13 protein-coding genes and 2 tRNA genes are annotated in these 17,361 nt (G+C 41.3%); 6 read left to right on the top strand and 9 right to left on the bottom strand.

Annotated features, from left to right (window positions below; all coding sequences use genetic code 11):
* Positions 1-434 precede the first annotated feature (434 nt).
* The 3 genes from NPUN_RS04695 (at position 435) to NPUN_RS40360 (ending at position 4,132) form a co-directional block, all read left to right on the top strand.
* Positions 435-2,405 carry a CHASE2 domain-containing protein gene (locus NPUN_RS04695; RefSeq protein WP_083782322.1) on the top strand — a complete coding sequence of 657 codons (1,971 nt, stop codon included), beginning with the start codon at positions 435-437 and terminating at the stop codon, positions 2,403-2,405.
* A 52-nt stretch (positions 2,406-2,457) separates the two neighbouring features.
* A protein-coding gene (locus tag NPUN_RS04690) for an ISAzo13-like element ISNpu10 family transposase (protein WP_086000586.1) occupies positions 2,458-3,689 on the top strand; the annotation gives its coding sequence in 2 pieces (ribosomal slippage) (positions 2,458-3,037 and positions 3,037-3,689; 1,233 coding nt in all).
* Positions 3,690-3,799: 110 nt separating this feature from the next.
* Positions 3,800-4,132, top strand: a complete 333-nt coding sequence (locus tag NPUN_RS40360; protein WP_041565193.1) for a hypothetical protein — start codon at positions 3,800-3,802, stop codon at positions 4,130-4,132.
* 71 nt (positions 4,133-4,203) lie between these two features.
* Here NPUN_RS40360 and gorA read toward each other — a convergent pair whose 3' ends face one another.
* Both gorA and NPUN_RS04675 read right to left on the bottom strand, forming a co-directional pair.
* On the bottom strand, positions 4,204-5,562 hold the full coding sequence (gene gorA, locus NPUN_RS04680) for a glutathione-disulfide reductase (protein WP_012407679.1): 1,359 nt from the start codon (positions 5,560-5,562) through the stop codon (positions 4,204-4,206).
* A gap of 333 nt (positions 5,563-5,895) precedes the next feature.
* Positions 5,896-8,220: a tetratricopeptide repeat protein gene (locus NPUN_RS04675; protein ID WP_012407678.1), complete on the bottom strand. Its 2,325-nt coding sequence runs from the start codon at positions 8,218-8,220 to the stop codon at positions 5,896-5,898.
* Between the two features lie 233 nt (positions 8,221-8,453).
* Here NPUN_RS04675 and NPUN_RS04670 point away from each other — a divergent pair, with 233 nt between their 5' ends.
* Positions 8,454-9,305: a peptidoglycan-binding domain-containing protein gene (locus NPUN_RS04670; RefSeq protein WP_012407677.1), complete on the top strand. Its 852-nt coding sequence runs from the start codon at positions 8,454-8,456 to the stop codon at positions 9,303-9,305.
* 133 nt (positions 9,306-9,438) lie between these two features.
* Here the strand turns inward: NPUN_RS04670 and NPUN_RS04665 are convergent, their stop codons facing one another.
* Positions 9,439-10,098: a hypothetical protein gene (locus NPUN_RS04665; protein WP_012407676.1), complete on the bottom strand. Its 660-nt coding sequence runs from the start codon at positions 10,096-10,098 to the stop codon at positions 9,439-9,441.
* Between the two features lie 152 nt (positions 10,099-10,250).
* Here NPUN_RS04665 and NPUN_RS37320 point away from each other — a divergent pair, with 152 nt between their 5' ends.
* On the top strand, positions 10,251-12,251 hold the full coding sequence (locus NPUN_RS37320; RefSeq protein ID WP_012407675.1) for a P-loop NTPase family protein: 2,001 nt from the start codon (positions 10,251-10,253) through the stop codon (positions 12,249-12,251).
* An 11-nt stretch (positions 12,252-12,262) separates the two neighbouring features.
* Here the strand turns inward: NPUN_RS37320 and NPUN_RS40355 are convergent, their stop codons facing one another.
* The 4 genes from NPUN_RS40355 to NPUN_RS40345 all read right to left on the bottom strand — a co-directional run bounded on the left by NPUN_RS40355 (position 12,263) and on the right by NPUN_RS40345 (position 14,433).
* The gene (locus NPUN_RS40355; RefSeq protein ID WP_148220247.1) at positions 12,263-12,478 is read right to left on the bottom strand and encodes a hypothetical protein; all 216 of its coding nucleotides are present in this window, start codon (positions 12,476-12,478) and stop codon (positions 12,263-12,265) included.
* 20 nt (positions 12,479-12,498) lie between these two features.
* On the bottom strand, positions 12,499-14,100 hold the full coding sequence (locus tag NPUN_RS04655; RefSeq protein ID WP_012407674.1) for a TROVE domain-containing protein: 1,602 nt from the start codon (positions 14,098-14,100) through the stop codon (positions 12,499-12,501).
* Positions 14,101-14,137: 37 nt separating this feature from the next.
* Positions 14,138-14,259: transfer RNA gene (locus tag NPUN_RS40350), tRNA-OTHER, on the bottom strand.
* Positions 14,260-14,303: 44 nt separating this feature from the next.
* Positions 14,304-14,433: transfer RNA gene (locus NPUN_RS40345), tRNA-OTHER, on the bottom strand.
* Between the two features lie 518 nt (positions 14,434-14,951).
* Here NPUN_RS40345 and NPUN_RS04650 point away from each other — a divergent pair.
* On the top strand, positions 14,952-15,686 hold the full coding sequence (locus tag NPUN_RS04650; RefSeq protein WP_012407673.1) for a hypothetical protein: 735 nt from the start codon (positions 14,952-14,954) through the stop codon (positions 15,684-15,686).
* Between the two features lie 55 nt (positions 15,687-15,741).
* Here NPUN_RS04650 and NPUN_RS04645 read toward each other — a convergent pair whose 3' ends face one another.
* Together NPUN_RS04645 and NPUN_RS04640 are read right to left on the bottom strand one after the other, a co-directional pair.
* Positions 15,742-16,872: a quinone-dependent dihydroorotate dehydrogenase gene (locus NPUN_RS04645; RefSeq protein ID WP_012407672.1), complete on the bottom strand. Its 1,131-nt coding sequence runs from the start codon at positions 16,870-16,872 to the stop codon at positions 15,742-15,744.
* 28 nt (positions 16,873-16,900) lie between these two features.
* Positions 16,901-17,092: a DUF6887 family protein gene (locus NPUN_RS04640; RefSeq protein WP_012407671.1), complete on the bottom strand. Its 192-nt coding sequence runs from the start codon at positions 17,090-17,092 to the stop codon at positions 16,901-16,903.
* Between the last annotated feature and the right edge of the window lie 269 nt (positions 17,093-17,361).

Genomic DNA, 17,361 nt, shown 5'->3' with positions numbered 1-17,361 from the left:
AGGATATAAGTTTATGCCTATCAATAGGTAGAGCTTTCAGTATCAGGACATGCTTTCTAGGGAGTACCAATATTGCACCAAAGACAGAAGACGACCTTGGGACAGCTTTTGGTAAAACACCCCGTTAGGAGCATACCTGTTGGTTAGGTTAGGATCAAATCTCGCCGTAACCAATTAGCAGAGGCGAAGTAGATCCGGCTCTGATCTGTGAGACAATCACTAGTTGTAACTCACTTAACAGAAAAACAATAATTTAGGCAGTACCTGAGTAGGAATCTCTTGGGGGCTAGCTCTGCCAATAAAGGTTTGTTGATGAATAGAAGATACTTTACAAATGTATAAGATTATCATTTAAGTCTTATTTCAATGTGCTTGCACTAAAACGTGGTCTGAATAAATAAAAGTGTTGGACTTAAATCAATCAGTAACACGATATGGCAGAAGAACCTACATCTACCTTAACTAAAAACTATGTCTCTGCTGCCAATAGACTGTCAAGTAAACCGACAAAAGTAACGTCAACAGTATCGGCTCGCCAGTCTAGATGGATGATTCGCTTAGGTCATCTCCTCGCTGGAGCTTGCGTAATGGGTGCAGCAGTGCTGAGTGCTGCTGGTGGGGAATCGGTTCAATTGATGGAAAATAAGGCGCTTTCTAGCTTTTTTCAACTGCGTGGGCCGATTGTGCCTCCAGAAGACATTGTAATTTTAGCGATAGACGATCAGTCAATATCAGTTCCCGAACAGTACTATAAAATAAATCCGAAACAGTATGCGTACCTAGAAACACTGAAATCTTATCCTTATCAACGTGCTGCTTATGCCCAGATAATTACAAAGTTAATTAAAGCAGGTGTCCGTTCGGTGGCGATAGATGTAGTTTTTGACACGCCGAGTAGTTATGGAGTTACTGACGATCGCCAATTCCAGGCAGTATTGCAAAAATATGGCAGTAAAGTTACCTTAGCAGCCGTTTACGAAAATTCTCAGACGCACCAAGGGACTTTTACACAACTGACAGACCCACAACAGATGTTTCGTACAGGGTCAGTTTCCATTGGCTCAGTTAATTTTCCCGTAGAGATGGATGGTAAAGTTCATCGATTGGCGAGTGAGTTTTCTAAGTCGTTGGCTGAAGATAATTTGATCGAGAAGCTACCCTCTTTTGATGAAGTAGCACTCAGGACAGCACAAGTAAATTATCCGCGACCAAAAGGCGATCGCATTTATTTTTGGGGTTCTGCGGGTACATTTGAGCAAATACCCTTTTGGCACGTACTCGATCCGGAAAATTGGAACACCTATTTGCAGCAGGGAAAGGTCTTCAAAGACAAGATAGTGCTGATTGGTGCGACAGATAAGTTAAATAATGATTATTATCCAGTCGCTGCTAGCAACAGCATTAAACCGATGTCGGGCGTGGAAATTCACGCCAATGCGATCGCAACTTTGATGTCAGGGAAAGCGATCGCTCCAGGAATTAACACTCCACTATTGCAGGGTTTGTTTGTGCTAGTTCTAGTTGGCAGTGCAGCCTTGATGATTAGCAGACGCAAGCGTAGCATCAATAGATTTTTATATAGCCTCGCCCTATCTGGCGCTTGGTTAGGAATTAGCTATGGGTTATTTGTCTATGGTCGATTAATTTTTCCTACGATTGTACCAATGATTGCGATCGCCATGACCGGACTTTCCTACCTGGGAACCTCAGTCATGAGGGAAAGCATTAGAAAACGTCAATTAGTAAACATTTTCCAGAAGTATAAAACATCTCCCGTTGTTCAAGAGATCATCAGTCAACAATATGATTTGCAATACTTAATCCAGCAACGAGATTTAGCCTTATCAGGAAAAGTCTTGGCTCGACGCTACAAAATTGTCAAAGTTCTTGGTTCCGGTGGATTCAGCGAAACCTACATTGCCGAAGATACCCAACGTCCTGGGAGTCCGCTATGTGTTGTCAAGCAACTAAAACCAGCCAGCACTAAACCAGAAGCCTTGCAACTTGCCAGACGTTTATTTCACTCAGAGGCGCAAACCTTAGAAAAATTGGGAACACACGATCAGATCCCTCAACTTTTGGCGTATTTTGAAGAAGATGAAGAATTTTATCTAGTGCAAGAACAGATAATTGGTCATACCTTAAATCAGGAATTGCCACCAGGTAGAGCCATTGATGAAATTGCCGCGATCAAAATTGTCAGAGACTTATTGCAAACATTAACATTTGTTCACCAAAATAATGTGATTCATCGGGATATCAAGCCCAGTAATATTATCCGGCGGCACTCAGATGGAAAACTGGTATTGATTGACTTTGGAGCCGTCAAAGAAGTCAGCACAAAACAGCTTGATACTGAAGAGCAAACCCCCTTTACCATTGGGCATCATGTAAAAATAACTTGAACAATTTGCTGAATGGTAAGATGATCAGAATGTAACCGAATTAAAGGCTTATATGTCTGATAAGCAGGTAGTAGAAAGCATTCAAGACAAGTACGATTCGTTATCGCCTTATTTGAATGAGAAAACACGGCGTATTTGGGCAGCAATTGAAGCCCGAAGCCTGGGCTGGGGAGGCGTGAGTCAGGTTGCGCTCGCAACTGGACTATCCCGGACTACAATCCATGCTGGGATACGGTTATTGTTAGACGCTTCGGGGGAAAAAACCTCGAATGATGATAGTAATCGAATTCGTTCGTCAGGTGCTGGACGTAAACTACTTGAAGAAAAAGACGCAATGCTGCTATCAGATTTAGAATCGCTGATTGAACCAGTGACACTGGGAGACCCAGAATCTCCTCTAAAATGGACTTCTAAAAGTGTTGTGAAACTGGCTGCGGCATTAAACATTGGGGGACATAGGACTAGTCCTAAAAGTGTTTATAACTTACTTGAATCGCTTGGCTACAGCTTACAATCAAATCGTAAAACCCGTGATGGCTCATCTCATCCAGATAGAGATGATCAGTTTTTACATATTTCCAACCAAGTCTTGCACTTTCAATCCCAGAACGAACCCGTAATTTCAGTTGATACAAAAAAAAAGAATTAATTGGAGATTTTAAAAATTCTGGAACCGAGTGGTGTGAAAAGGAACAGCCAATTGAGGTGAAAATGCATGATTTTGTTGACCCCAAGTTGGGCAAGGCAATTCCCTACGGAATTTATGACTTAACCTCAAATCAAGGATGGGTAAATGTTGGCATTGACCACGATACCGCAGAGTTTGCAGTCGAGTCTATTCGTCATTGGTGGTACTCAATGGGTAAACAAGTTTATCCCAGCAGTGAGCATATAATGATTACGGCTGATTGCGGTGGTAGCAATAGTTATCGCTCACGATTGTGGAAATTGAAGTTACAAGAATTAGCAACTGATACTGGTAAAACTATTCATGTGTGTCATTTTCCTCCAGGCACAAGTAAATGGAATAAGATTGAGCATCGCTTGTTTTGTCACATTACCCAAAACTGGCGAGGCAGACCATTAACTAGCTTGCAAGTTGTGATTAATCTAATTCGCAATACTACCACCACACAAGGATTAGAAGTTGAAGCTAGATTAGATCCAAATCTCTACAAAACGGGAATCAAGGTTACAGACCAAGAGCTTGATACTATCGCAATCGAACGAAATTCTTTTCATGGTGAGTGGAACTATATTATCAAACCCAAAGTAGTCAGTTAATTGTTCAATTTATTTTTACATAACTCCTTGGCATTGGGACTCAGGGTTACGCACCCAGCGAACAATGTTTTGGCCGTCCCCAATACAGTAGTGACATCTATGCAGTGGGTATGGTTGGGATTAGAGCCTTGACTGGTATAGCACCCCGCGATCTAGATAGAGATGCTGATGGAGAGATAAAATGGAGCGATGCCTACGGCGGTAAACTACGCTCTCAGGTAAGCCGCTCCGTTGCTAATATTCTCAGTAAAATGGTGCTGGATGACTTCAAACACCGATATCAGTCTGCATCAGAGGCTCTTGAGGATCTGAAAGCTTTTGACGATGTGGTAAATTCCCACAGCAGATACCCCATGCTAGGAGATGACTCATTAACAAATACTTTAGACCAATTAAACGCTCCCACAAAATCTTGCTCAGAGGTATTCTCAGAAACTCCTTGAGAAGCACACGGGGATACGGGAAGAAAATCTATAAAGAAGGCAGTTTTCTTCCTGCCTCCTGCCCCCTTCACTCATTCCTGCACCCGATCTAACGAAAAAAATTCTTCTCCTACCGTAGGGTGAATACCTATTATTTCATCCAAGTCTTCCTTGGTAATGCCCTTGCGAATTGCCACACCCAGACTTTGAATGATATCTGCTGCGTGTTCACCCACCAGATGAGCGCCCAAAACTTGCCCAGAATCGCCATTTAAAACTAACTTCATAGTGGTTGGCTCATTCTGGTCGGTTAGCTGATACAAAAGTGGTTGGAATTGGGTGTAGTAGCATTGTACAGATTCACCAAATTTTTCCCGTGCCTTCGCCTCCGTCATCCCTACACCAGCCGCTTCTGGACGGCAAAAAACAGCAGAGGGCACATAATCATAATCCAGTTTTTGCACCTTGTTGCCAAAAACTGTATTGGCAAAAGCAATACCTTCTGCCTTCGCCACTGGAGACAATTGCACTCGACTGGTGCAGTCACCCACAGCAAAAATATTTTCTTGGGTGGTGCGGCTGTATTCATCTACTTTGATTGCACCATGTTCGCCAAGTTCAACATGGGCATTTTCTAAACCAAGATTCTTGGTATTTGGAGCGTAACCTGTGGCAACCAAGATCGTATCTGCTGTAATTATTTCTCGCTTCTTACCAGTAATAGTTAATAACAAACTCTCATCTGAGTATTTGATTTCTTGAACAGTACTACTAGTCAATAACTTAATTCCGCGTTTCCTCAAACCTTGTTCTACCGCAGAGCGAATCTCATCATCAAACCCCGATAAAATCATCTCGTCTTTTTCAATCACCGTCACCTGGCAACCGAAGGCGTGCATCATACTGGAAAATTCTACGCCAATGTAGCCACCGCCAATAATTGCTAAACGCTTCGGTAGATAAGGTAACTGAAACATCTCGCGGGATGTAATGGCATATTCTATGCCTGGAATTTTGGGCTTGAGGGGTTGCCCTCCCACAGCAATTAAAATTTTGTCGGCTGTAACTTTAAGTCCATTGATATCGACAGTATGAGCATCGATGAAAGTGGCACGATCGGAAATTAGTTCAATTCCAGCTTTGTGTAATTGCTGAAAGTAAGACTGGTTAAGGGTGTCAAGATGCTGATGTACTGACTTAATAAATAATGTCCAGTCAAAATATGTTTGACATTCACTCCACCCATAACTGGGCGCTATTTGCTTTTGTAGGGCGAAGTCAGCAGCGTAGACAATCAGTTTTTTGGGAATGCAACCGCGATTTACACAGGTTCCACCGATGGATTCTTGTTCGGCAATAGCGACACGGACACCGTAACTAGCTGCTTTTTTAGCTGCTGCCAATCCACCAGGCCCAGCACCAATGACAAACAGGTTGTAATCAAATGCCATAAAAATCTGTTCCTTTTTTACTTTTTGGAAAGCAGAGCTATTTCATTCCTTATAGTTATTCAGACAAAACTTAATCTACTGTCTTTGGGTGGACAAGTTTGGATGGAACCATTCTGATATGTAGCAAATTGCCGCTTTGCTTGCAATTAGATTGAAAAGGAATAGCGTAGGCGCATCCCGCCGTAGGCATCGCTCGAATACTGCTAAGTTATATTACATTATCTTGTAAAAAATTATCTTGTCTAGTGTTGGTCGATATGCGATCGCGCTTTTAGGGATTTCCAATAAATAAATTATCCCATCTTGTCGGGTGGGCAACATAAGCGCCTATGATTACAGTGAATCAAGGAAAATTTGCATCTCCTGTGCATCCCGTGTCATTCCCAAGAGCTTAAAACCATCAATAGCCTTAATTGACAATTGGTAGGCTTTCTCTGCACTTCCCCACTTTTTCTCCCAACGGGCAAGAGAACGCCGATAGCGAGCCAAACGTCGCTTGTTGTGAGTCGTTTCAGCAACAGTCAAGCCTTGAATTAATAGCTTTTGAGCTTCGTCGCGATCGCCTTGTTCAATTGCAATATCAGCCAGCCAATTTTGAGCAGAATTGATCACCCGATGCCAACTAATTTTTTCTGCACTTTTCATCACCTCTTGAAAGAGCTTCTTTGCTAAAAGATATTCACCTTCTAAATAATGGATTTCAGCCTGATGATAAAGAACGGGAATAAAATAGCGGATGTGCTGTCGCTCCTCTAGATTCGCCTCGATCACCAATTTTTCTTCTACAGTTAGCCAGTGACGTGCATCTTTATAATCCTTCTGTCTAATTTGCAGCCTAGCCATACTTTCGGCTAAGTCAGCCTGAACACATAAATCTGCATGATCGCGCAAAACCCACGTCCGTCGCAAAATTTTATCTGCTTCTTTCAGACTCACAGAGGAACACTCTCGAATTAGTAGCCAGCTTTTGCGGACGATGATTTTTACAAAACAAGACCATTCACCACGCCGTTCTGATTGTTCTATGAGCCATTGCAGCCAATCTAAGCGATCGTCCCAATAGGCATAGAGATTTGCATAGTGGCTTAAGAGAAGCCATAAATCCCTAACTGCTTCATAGTGTTCTTTGTCTTCACACCAATGAAGTACTGCTCGCAGATTTCCTTCTTCTGGTTCTAACTTATTGTAGTGTATCCACTTCTCCCAATCTTCTCCGGCATAATTGTGGGCAAAATCAAGATACCATCTCACCCAGCGCCTTCGTGCTTCCCTCTCAAAATCTGGGTAAGCGGCTAATTCTGCTAAGGCATATTCACGAGTCAAAGAGAGCATATCAAACCGCTTAGTCTCTGGGTTGAGATTCACCAAGGAAAGTTGCTGCAAACGCGCCAAGCCATTATTTACAATATCAGGAGCGGCTGTTAGCCCAGCAACCTCAGCCACAGCTGCGAGTATGGCAGAGTCAGGAAAAATCGCCAGTGACATGAGTAACTTGTGCGGTGGCTGTCCCTTGATTCCTTGTACTGATTGCTCAAAGCAAAAACGAGCCACATCACCTGTAGCCGAGGTTAATCGATTCAATACCGAGTTTAGGGAGTAGCCACCGGATAATTGACCAAGCGAATATACGATCGCCAGAGGGATGCCGCCAGTGCGATCGTAGAGTTGCTTAGAGTCCTCATCGTTGATGCTTATACCTTTTTCTTCAGCTTGTTGTCTAATCAACTGCAAACCATCATCTTGAGGTAAGTTTCGCAGACGGATTGGCAACAAGGCAATTTGTTCGCGGCTAGTAATTATTACTTTGATGCAAATGGGTAGATTATATAAAAACTCAATAACCTCATTTCTGTCCTCTATAGTCTCCATATTGTCCACAATCAACAGTGTTCTCCGTTTTGAGAGAATTTGGCGAACACGATCGAATTGGTCATTGGGAGGAGATTGAAGAATTGTCGGGTCATCTAAAGCATTAGCAATTTCTCGAAAGATATCGCGTAGATTACGCTGTCCCTGTTGCCGCCACAAGATACTATTAGTGGGAATAAGTTCTTGTTGTTTGGCTGAAGTGAAAATAATCGCATCAAATTTGGGTGCGTCAGAAGAGTTTTCGTTACTAGCTTTTAAGCATAGATAAGCAGCTGCTAACACCAGCGCCGTTTTACCTACGCCACCAATGCCATGTACTGTGATCATGTGAGCGCCATGCACCGATGAAAGGCGTTCTAATAGCTTTTTCATATCTGCCTCCCGACCAATAAATTGGGTGTAAGTCGGTGCTGGCAAATTGTGGGGGATGTCACGGCGTTGGATAGTAGCTACAACAGACCCTCTACGATAACCATGTTTTTCCAAAACGTAGACAAGATTACTGGACTTGACACTTTTATTTGCTTCTCCTGTCAAAACTTCAATATCCCGATAGATATTGCTTAACCCTGCTCTGACAGCAGCGTTTTCTTTGTGCAAATCTTGACCAATCTTTTTCAAGCTGTACCCACAGAGTAGCCCAAGTAACAGGTCTTTCCTAGTACTTTGTCTGTAACGCTTTTGAAGTGTAACCTCCAAATTAGTCAGTAGTCGGTCTATCTCCCAGTCCTGCAAAATCTTGCGATTCCAACTTTTAGGTAAATTCCAATCTTCTGACTGACCTGGCATAAATATTACCCAATAAATTCGTTATCAATGTGGCGTTAGCAACATTTTAACGAACAAAAGTTTGACAAATTAGTAACATTTTTTTAACAGTGTTAACTCCTGTCTTAAATTTAACCAGTAAGCTAATTTATAAGTTTATTTTTGTCTCTAGTACGTAGAGGCTGCCGACCATATCGACTTCTAGGCTGTAAAACTTTGCCAGATGATTTTTTCACAAATTACTCAATAAAACTATGACAAATAAAACACTTAACTTTCTAAACCTCTTGTTTGGGCTAAAACAATCCCGACGTTATTTTCCAGAAGAAAAACAAGTCTGTGTATTCAATAAACGTCCCATATTATACCGAGGCTTTTCGCCAAACTCTGCACAAGAATCAATTAATGAACTCCAAGAACGACTGCAAGCTCAGGATTTCCTCTCAACTATTAGTGGTAAATTTGACTTAGAAACAGAAGAGGCTGTAATTAAATTTCAGAAAGCTAATAATCTTCAGGTAGATGGGATAGTTGGGCCACTGAGTTGGGCTTGCCTTTTCTACCCAAAGCTTTACCGCAATCAAAAAAGTATGTCTCCAAAGTTACAGGATGCAGTTAAAGAACTGCAAATTATTCTCAATGAAGAAGGATTTTTTAAAAAAGAACCTGACGGATATTTTAGTCGTGAAACTGAGAGAGGCGTTAAACGCTTTCAAAGAACTTATGGACTGAAAGATGATGGTATTGTTGGCGCTGCAACTTGGGCTGTACTTTTCGGGATGCGACAAAAAATAGACAACAACAGCTTTCTCCAGTTAGTTTATTTTCTACCACCTCAATCCTGGTTTTTATGGGAGCAGTTTTTAATGATCTCGTTCATTATGCTGGGTATTTATTATAGCCCCATACCAGGAGATGAACCTAAATGGAATACAGCCTTAGCAACTGCCTATGGGCTTACCTGTATAGTGCCTTTTCTCTTGGAGTGTTTACCTTTGAAGCCATCGAAGCAGACTAGCTTACCGCTTTTACAATACGCTCCTTATGTGTTGACTGGTATTTTTTGGAAACCAATTATCAATTTCTTGGGGGGATTATTTAATTAAGCATTCGGTAGTTAAATAAATGATGAGCGATGTCTATGACGGGCTACGCCTACGCTATTTTATGTTGTGTCTAATTTTCGGGTTTTGCTTGTAAAAAATTGCGATCGCTTTGGGCGGGTATGCGATCGCACTTTTATGCAGCAACTGCACTAAAGAAAAAATTCAGCCGATTCAGCCATTGATGCCAGACATGAATTAGCCTTGCACGATCAAATTCAAAAATCTCTGCTTTTTCACCTGGCAAGGCTACGACAATGAGAGCATGGTTAATTTTGCAGTTAAAGAGGCGATCGCTATAATACCGATTTATTGCACCACAATAAGCAGCTAGTTGTAAAGGCTTGTCATAAAGCTTATCAATTCTCAGTTTTGCTTCCTCGGCTGTTGTCCATTCAATTAAATGCGGAACACCTTGATAACGAGCAACTAAATCAACTTTCCCGGCGTAAAGTTCTTTATAATTAGGCACGGCTTCTTCAACCAGTTGAACATCGCTAAGTTGGTTTAGCACAGATTGAACGCTATCCCAGTAAGGCTGAATCAGGCTGTTGTCAGGTTTGGGCGAGTAACCTTGCAAGTATTCTTTAATCAATTGGTGTAAGGCATTTCCTCGGCGACGGCTGTTAGCAGCAATTCGATTTGCTTCTGCATCGCCAACTTTATTGCGCCAATGGCAAAGGGCGGCTAGAGACTCAGGTGGCTGTGTCGCTTTTAAAACTGTGGTGACAGCAGGAAGAACAACACCACCATTGCCTTGATAGTAGCATCGTCCGTTGATGTAAGTAGATTTCATGAGTGTTGTGAATGACTACATCAACTAGCTTCGAGGGTTGGTGTCTGAGATAGCGTCTGAGTCAGCTATCCAGAGTGTCTGACTTGGTGTATGAGTGTGTATGAGTTTTAATTAGCTTTAGTTAAGATAATTAAAACTTGCGTAGTTGAAATATGGCAGAGCGGGGGCTTAAAGCATCTACAGAAGGTATCGCAAAAGCAAATCAAGCTTTGATCCGTAATAGTTTAAATAAGGCTGCTTTAGCAAGAGATTTAGGACTATCTCGCGCAACAGTTACTAATTTTTTTCGGGTGATACCAATTGATCGCCTCAATTTTGAAGAAATTTGTAAAGGGCTCGGTCTAAATTGGCAAGAGATAGTTGATATTCGAGTTGGCAAATCTCAAACAGAGAAACATCAAAATCCAACATCAAAGAATTATGATTTTGTGGGGCGTGAGGATGCGATCGCACACCTCAATAACCTTGTTAACGAAGGCGCAAAAGTTATTCTAATTCAAGCAGAGGGCGGTATAGGTAAAACAACCTTGGCTAAAAAATGGTTTGAGCTTCAAGGTTTAGAATATCTTGAACTGCGTGTAGGAAGCACACCTCAGAACCTCAACTCAGTAGAAGATTGGTTAAGAGTCAAGCTCAGAGATTATTTTAAGGATAATCCAGAAGAAAATTTTATGATTATGCTGGAGCAATTGAAAACCCAGCTTCAGATTAGAAAGATTGGTGTATTAATTGATAACCTTGAACCTGCTTTGATAAATGGTAAGTTAATAGAACCTCAGCACAGCTATTATGTAGAATTATTAACTGTACTAGCGCATCATAGTGTACAGTCAGTCACTCTCATTACAAGCCGTGAGCAAATTGATGAACATACGTTGAAGCGTCTTCAAACTTTTCAATCTTATACAATAGAGGGTTTAAAGCAAGAAGTATGGCGACAGTATTTTGAAATCTGTAACATTAATATAGATAGTGATGCTCTCAGGGAAATGCATCAAGCCTATGGAGGTAATGCAGAGGTTATGTATATCCTTAGTGGTGATATTGTAACGACATCAAAAGGAGACTTAAAATATTTTTGGAAAAAAAATTGTGATTATTTATTAATAAATTCTACTTTAGAGAATCTTGTTCAATATCAGTTTGATAAACTTCAACGAGATAATCCCCAAGTCTATAAACTTTTATGCAGATTAGGATGTTACCGTTATCAATATGTTTCTATAATACCTGAAGAAGGAATTTTTTACTTGCTTTGGGATGAGCAAAAGGAGCGAGATAAACTCAAACTTCTCAGGGGTTTAAAAAACAGAGCTTTAGTAAAGTTTAGTGAAGAAGGATGCTACTTGTATGAAGTTATTCGCGAAGAAGCCATACAAAGACTTAAATTAACAAATGATTGGAAACAATGTCACACTGAAGCTGGAATATTTTTATCTACATTAATATCTAATAGCTGCCAAACAATTATTCCAAAAATTACTTGCATTAAAGTAAATGATACTCAAGAACAAACGTATCTAAATATAGAAAATGCAAAAATAGCAGTAAAACAAGGACTAAGTAAACAGGAAACTATTGCCTTAGAAGTTGTTTACCATGTGATGGAATTTTACGGAGTAGGTTGCTTTGAAGAATTAAGGCAAGAACCAAAGGTATTAGATAATCCTTTCTTTAAAGCTATCGAAAATATGGTTTTTGAATATGTTGATTGTTATTCTAATTTAGGTTTAGTACTTTATAAGTTTGCATTAAGCACACAAGTATTAGGAATAATTGATGAAATTGAAGAAAATTTTATAGCAAGTAGCAAGGAATTTGAGTATTACCAAAGAAGTTTGAAAGTAAGCCAGTGTTTTTTTCAAACAGCTTTGCTGATGGCGACGAAAGTTAAAGAGGATAAACTAATGATTAAGTTAATTCAATATTTAGCTGAATGTCAGGATTTTACAGGAATGTTTTTATATCAAATTACAAAAAATAACGAAAGTACAGAAGCTTTTGATAAAATCAAAGTAAACTTAGAAAAATTAGTACAAAGATTTGATAAGCTGTCATTTGAGCAAAAAAGTGAGGAAGTAAAACAAGCAATTCATAGTCTAAGAATAAATGAACAATATTACAGTAAATTTATAGCAACATTTTTGACTTAATTAGCAGAATTTTAACTGACAAGTTTGAGAAATGCGATCGCACATCGAAGACACCCTACTCTTACCCATCGCACATCGAAAATCAAACAAAGGCGGGTGCGGGGATTGAACCCGCTAATCCCCACAATGGTGGAGATGTAACCGATAACCCTAAATTCTTCGGCCCCGAAAGGCAAGTTGCGAACAAGGATAACCCGCCATGAAGCATGAAGGATAAAGTGTTTCATCCTTTACCCTTCAGGAATATCTACAATTCACCCGTAGCTAGCATCTGGATAATGCGAGGCGTACCTGGGTCGAACCCTGCCAAATCCCAAGACAGCGAATCTTCAGGATCTACCAAAGTAATTTGGTAAGGTGTCAAAGTGACATACACCGCCTTGACGTTAGGATTTACCTTTTTGCGGTACTCCTTCAGCGCTTGACTTGGATGCTTATATCCAGCCCAGCTTTCCGAGTCAGTCCAAAAGCAGACAACATCTGCTTTGAACTTATTCTTAATCATCCAGTCGTAAGCTACAGACGCATCCGTTCCACCGAAGTTTTGATTGCTAGCTTTGCGAACCGCAGAACTAAAACTATCTTTGGCACTGATACCTAATTCACGAAATTCTGTAGAAAAGCCGCGAATCATATAGTTTTTCTCTGCTTTTGCTGTCACTAGTGCCATTGTGGTGGCAATTTCACAGCAAGTCAGTCCCATATCTGCAACCAAGCTACCCATAGAACCAGAAATGTCCACGGCGTGCATGAACACTTTACCTGTAGGTTGCACAACATCAAAAGACAGTTCAACTGCCTTTTCTAAAATGTCCACAATCCGAGGAACTGGATTCCAAGTTTTCTTACTACGTCCTAATGTTCCACCAGATTCATAAGTCTTGAGTGCTTTCAAAACATCAATCGGATGGATGCGACCTTTACGCAGATGTTCTCTGCGATTAAGAACTGCTTCCACTCGTAGCAAATTAGCGTTTTCATCAGCTCGTAACACACCCAGTTCAGTTAAAGAACCCAGGTTACGTAACATTGCACTTATTGGCATTTCCTGAAATAGCAACTGCCAAGCTTGCTTATCCATTTTGCCCACAGGTGCTGCCATTTCGTGGGTTAAGCGTCCTTGAGAAATAGCTTCATGGGTTTGGGTGGGATTCCGTTTAAGCCACTCGTACCACCAAATCTGCGCTAACGCCTCTGAGGGAATGTCTGTTGGCAATTCTTCCCAGCCTCTAACTACCCACTCAAATAGTTGACGGTGATTTTCTGTAGGCGGTTTGACATGGAACAACCGCAAAGCATCTCGGTGGGAGAAGCCTTGACGCTGTTGATATTTCAACAGTTGATAAGCTAAACCCTTAACATCTTCCCTTGAGAGCCAAGTTTTACCAGCTTCCCGCACTACTTTGCCAAATCCCCGCAGAGATTTGGTGTAGTTCAGCCATTCGTAGAAGTGGCTACCAGTGCGAACAACTTGCGGGAAGATTTCACCAAATGCCTGTTTTGCTTCTGGTGTTTCACCCATCGACAGCAGCACCAAAGCTAAGATAGGCGCACTGTTATTGATGGCGCGTCCATCGCTAGCATACAAAATTTCTTCCGCTACACGACCGGGATTTTCGGCAACAGCAAGTCTTACAACTGTCACAAAATCCTCAGTTAATTCTTGTTTACCAGCGTAGTAAGTGCTTTTTGCTGTGCCAACCAAAAGACAGCGACGCAGCATTTTCCAAATGCCAGCATCAAACATCCAGCCGCCGGAGTGTCCCTGAACCATTTCTGCTTCTCGTCCGGGGATAGGCTGATTTTGGGGTGTTTTAGTCTTATTTTTAGTGAAAAAATTGTAATTCATCGCTTCATCTCCCGGCCCTCGCGGGCAAAAATGAAAGGTGGCGAAGCGGGAATCGAACCCGCGACCTCTCGAACCCTAATCGATAACCCTAATTCGTCGGCCTTTGCAGGCAAGGGGTGAAAAAGGATGTTTAGCGCTCTACCTCTGAGCTACCCGCCACATAAAAATTAAAAATTAAAAATTAAAAGTTTCAGCACTAGATTTGGTGTAGTGGAGCGGGAATCGAACCCGCGACCTCCCGCTTGGCAGGCGATAACCCTCGATTCGTCGGCCTTTTCAGGCAAGGGGTGAATAAGGATATTTAGGCGCTCTATCCACTGAGCTACCCACCACATATAAAGTTATTAGTTAAACATTTAAAATTCGTGACTCAGTACTGAATTTGGTGTAGCGAAGTAGGATTTTTACCTACACCTCCAGAAGTTTGATCGAGGGGTTTAAGTTATATACGATAACCCTTGATACTTCGGCCCTTACGGGCAAGGTGGGCGCTCTGTCATTTGAGCTATCCGCTACTGGCGCAAGTTAACTCTCTGATGAAAGTTGACTTGTATTATTAATGTAGTATGTGTATTATCTGTTGTCAAGGGACTCACGATTTAAATTTATAGAGTTGTTGGTTGAGTTAGAAATCTTCTTTTTTCTCTGGGTAAAAACTTTGCGCGTAGTTTACCGCCGTAGGCATCGCAGACCAATAAGAGAAGTTCCAGTTTCAATAGGCTATAACACCTACACGGTAAAGGTTTTGCCGGCAAGTTTGCCACAACTTTGCCAAAAGATACAAAAAAGTGTCACAATTTTTGCCAATATATATAATATTATTTCCACAAATTCACTTGGCAAAAATCGGCATGAGTGAAAAACCCATAGAAGACAACGGCAAGGCTTTTCTCGTTCTACTTTTGCCCATCTCGTTTTTGATTATTTTCCTGGTTGCTACCTGGAGAATTTTGCTAGCGCTAATTGTGCTGGCAATTGGCTTCAAGATTTGGCAGGAATATCAATGGCAACAGTGGACTATACGAGTTAACCCAATTTTTCATCAATTGGTTCGAGAAAATCAGGGCAGACTTACGCCTATGGATTTGGCAATCAAGGGCAATTTTCCCGGAACAACGGCAAAACGCTACTTGGATGGTAAAGCCTCGGAATTTGGTGCCAGTATAGTGAATTCCGAAGAAGCGGGCCAGTCTTATTACTTTATAACTGCCAGCATTCTCGGCAATATTCTTGACAGTAGTGAGCCTGTCAAAGAACTTCCGGCTCAACCAGTTACTAAAACTGCGCGATCGCTCTTAGCACCACCAACGACAACAACACTTGAGGAGGAAGAAACAGAAACTGAATCAATACCAGAGCCAACCCTAACCCATGAGGAAGCTAAACGATCGCTGGAAAAACAGTTAATTTTTGGCTCTCTGATCCAATCTGAACTTGCCAAACGTCTAAATGTCTATTCCAGCACGGTTTATAAACGACGAAATGATCCAGAGTTTCCTGAATGGAGTCGCAGTAAAGACCCTGATGGTATTGCCTGGTCATACTCAGAAAAAACTAAAGAGTTTTTCCCAGTAGAGGAGGAATAATAAGGCAAAAGTTAAAAGGCAAAAGGCAAAAGAAAGGACTTTAAAGGTTTGTTTTTTACTTTTTACTTTTTATTTCTAAGCCCACAGCTTCTCTGATGGAATTGAATCCGTTTTGTTCTAGCTTGGAAAGTAAACCTTCTAGAATCCGGCGTACCATCAGTGGGCCTTCGTAAATCCAGCCAGTATAAACCTGGATTAAACTAGCACCAGCAGTAATTTTTTCCCAAGCATCCTCTGGGGAAAAAATGCCACCAACGCCAATAATTGGAATTTCTCCTTGGGTTTGCTGCCAAATAAAACGAATTACCTCAGTGGAGCGATCGCGCAATGGTTCACCGCTAATTCCGCCAGCTTCTTCTTGAGGTGATTTGCCAGTTTGGTTAATTACCTGGGTTTTCAGTCCATCACGGCGGATGGTGGTATTGGTGGCGATAATTCCCGCCAAATTGTAGGTTTTAGCCAAAGAAATAATTTCAGCGATCGCAACCCAATCTAAATCTGGCGCTATCTTGACAAAAATTGGTTTATGTGTAGTGTTTTCTTGTTGTAATAAATTCAAGATGGCACTGAGCATAGAAGCATCTTGGAGCGATCGCAACCCCGGCGTATTAGGGGAAGAGACATTAACAACAAAATAATCTCCCAAATCCTTGAGTAGGCGAAAACTATCGAGATAATCTTGTGCGGCTTCTTCTAGAGGAGTTACCTTAGATTTACCCAAATTTATCCCTATGGGTATTAAGTTGGTAGACTCCTGTTTTTCCTGTACCAAACGGGTTGCCATTGCTGCTGCACCGAGATTGTTAAAGCCCATACGATTGAGAGCGGCTTTATCCAACGGTAAGCGAAACAAACGGGGACGCGGATTTCCTGGTTGTGCGTGAAAAGTTACAGTTCCTAGTTCTGCAAAGCCAAAACCCAGATTAGACCAAATACCAGCAGCTACTCCATCCTTGTCAAACCCAGCTGCTAATCCTACTGGATTTGGGAAATTTAGCCCAAACAACTTTTGTTCTAGGTGCGAATCGTACAGAGATAAAGATTTTTGTAGGCGTTGGTTTGCCCAACTAGTAGGGGTTTGTGATAGCCAGCTAAAACTGCGAATCGTCTGCTGGTGTAACCACTCTGGGTCTGTTTTTACCACATTGAACAAAAGCGGACTAATTGCAAATTTATAAATATCCATTAGCTTTGATTTTTGGAACTAGCGCAGATCATTCATTTTGAGATTGTCTAATTCTCTCGCGGACTAGCTGCTCAAATTGATCCATTGAAGTTATTTCAATACCAGGTTCATTTTGTAGCCTGTCCATGTACGTTTGGAAAGCAGCCTGGTCTTGTGGATGTTTTTTCACGTAGTCTCTTAATTGTTCTCTACTCATTGCAGCAAGATTTCTATCGGTCATAAAAACCTCACTTTCCCGTTCAGAAGACTGTCGTCAACTCACGCGCAATTCATCTCAAAACTGAATCCGTAGGGTTCAGTGTGAGCCTTCTTGCTGTTTAAGGTAAATTACTTAATCTGACGCAAACTAAGAAAAAATCAACGGTTTGTTTTGCTATAGGTACTTGTGGGTACATAACCGCCTATTAAGCTGTTCCGGTTCAATATTAAACACTTATGGCGATATTACTCAGGGTGGTTTTCTGGGCATCTTATATATTACAAGTTATG

This window comes from Nostoc punctiforme PCC 73102 (assembly GCF_000020025.1).
GTDB classification, from domain to species: domain Bacteria; phylum Cyanobacteriota; class Cyanobacteriia; order Cyanobacteriales; family Nostocaceae; genus Nostoc; species Nostoc punctiforme.
The sequence above is the reverse complement of the archived record's forward strand: the minus strand, read 5'-3'. Positions and strand labels throughout refer to the sequence as shown.

Coding starts and splice junctions, on each gene's coding strand:
- NPUN_RS37320 (WP_012407675.1), top strand. CDS start 10,251: ATGGCAGAGCGGGGGCTTAAAGCATCTACAGAAGGTATCGCAAAAGCA.
- NPUN_RS40360 (WP_041565193.1), top strand. CDS start 3,800: ATGGTTGGGATTAGAGCCTTGACTGGTATAGCACCCCGCGATCTAGAT.
- NPUN_RS04640 (WP_012407671.1), bottom strand. CDS start 17,092: ATGACCGATAGAAATCTTGCTGCAATGAGTAGAGAACAATTAAGAGAC.
- NPUN_RS04645 (WP_012407672.1), bottom strand. CDS start 16,872: ATGGATATTTATAAATTTGCAATTAGTCCGCTTTTGTTCAATGTGGTA.
- NPUN_RS04695 (WP_083782322.1), top strand. CDS start 435: ATGGCAGAAGAACCTACATCTACCTTAACTAAAAACTATGTCTCTGCT.
- NPUN_RS04675 (WP_012407678.1), bottom strand. CDS start 8,220: ATGCCAGGTCAGTCAGAAGATTGGAATTTACCTAAAAGTTGGAATCGC.
- gorA (WP_012407679.1), bottom strand. CDS start 5,562: ATGGCATTTGATTACAACCTGTTTGTCATTGGTGCTGGGCCTGGTGGA.
- NPUN_RS04650 (WP_012407673.1), top strand. CDS start 14,952: ATGAGTGAAAAACCCATAGAAGACAACGGCAAGGCTTTTCTCGTTCTA.
- NPUN_RS40355 (WP_148220247.1), bottom strand. CDS start 12,478: ATGAAACACTTTATCCTTCATGCTTCATGGCGGGTTATCCTTGTTCGC.
- NPUN_RS04655 (WP_012407674.1), bottom strand. CDS start 14,100: ATGAATTACAATTTTTTCACTAAAAATAAGACTAAAACACCCCAAAAT.
- NPUN_RS04670 (WP_012407677.1), top strand. CDS start 8,454: ATGACAAATAAAACACTTAACTTTCTAAACCTCTTGTTTGGGCTAAAA.
- NPUN_RS04665 (WP_012407676.1), bottom strand. CDS start 10,098: ATGAAATCTACTTACATCAACGGACGATGCTACTATCAAGGCAATGGT.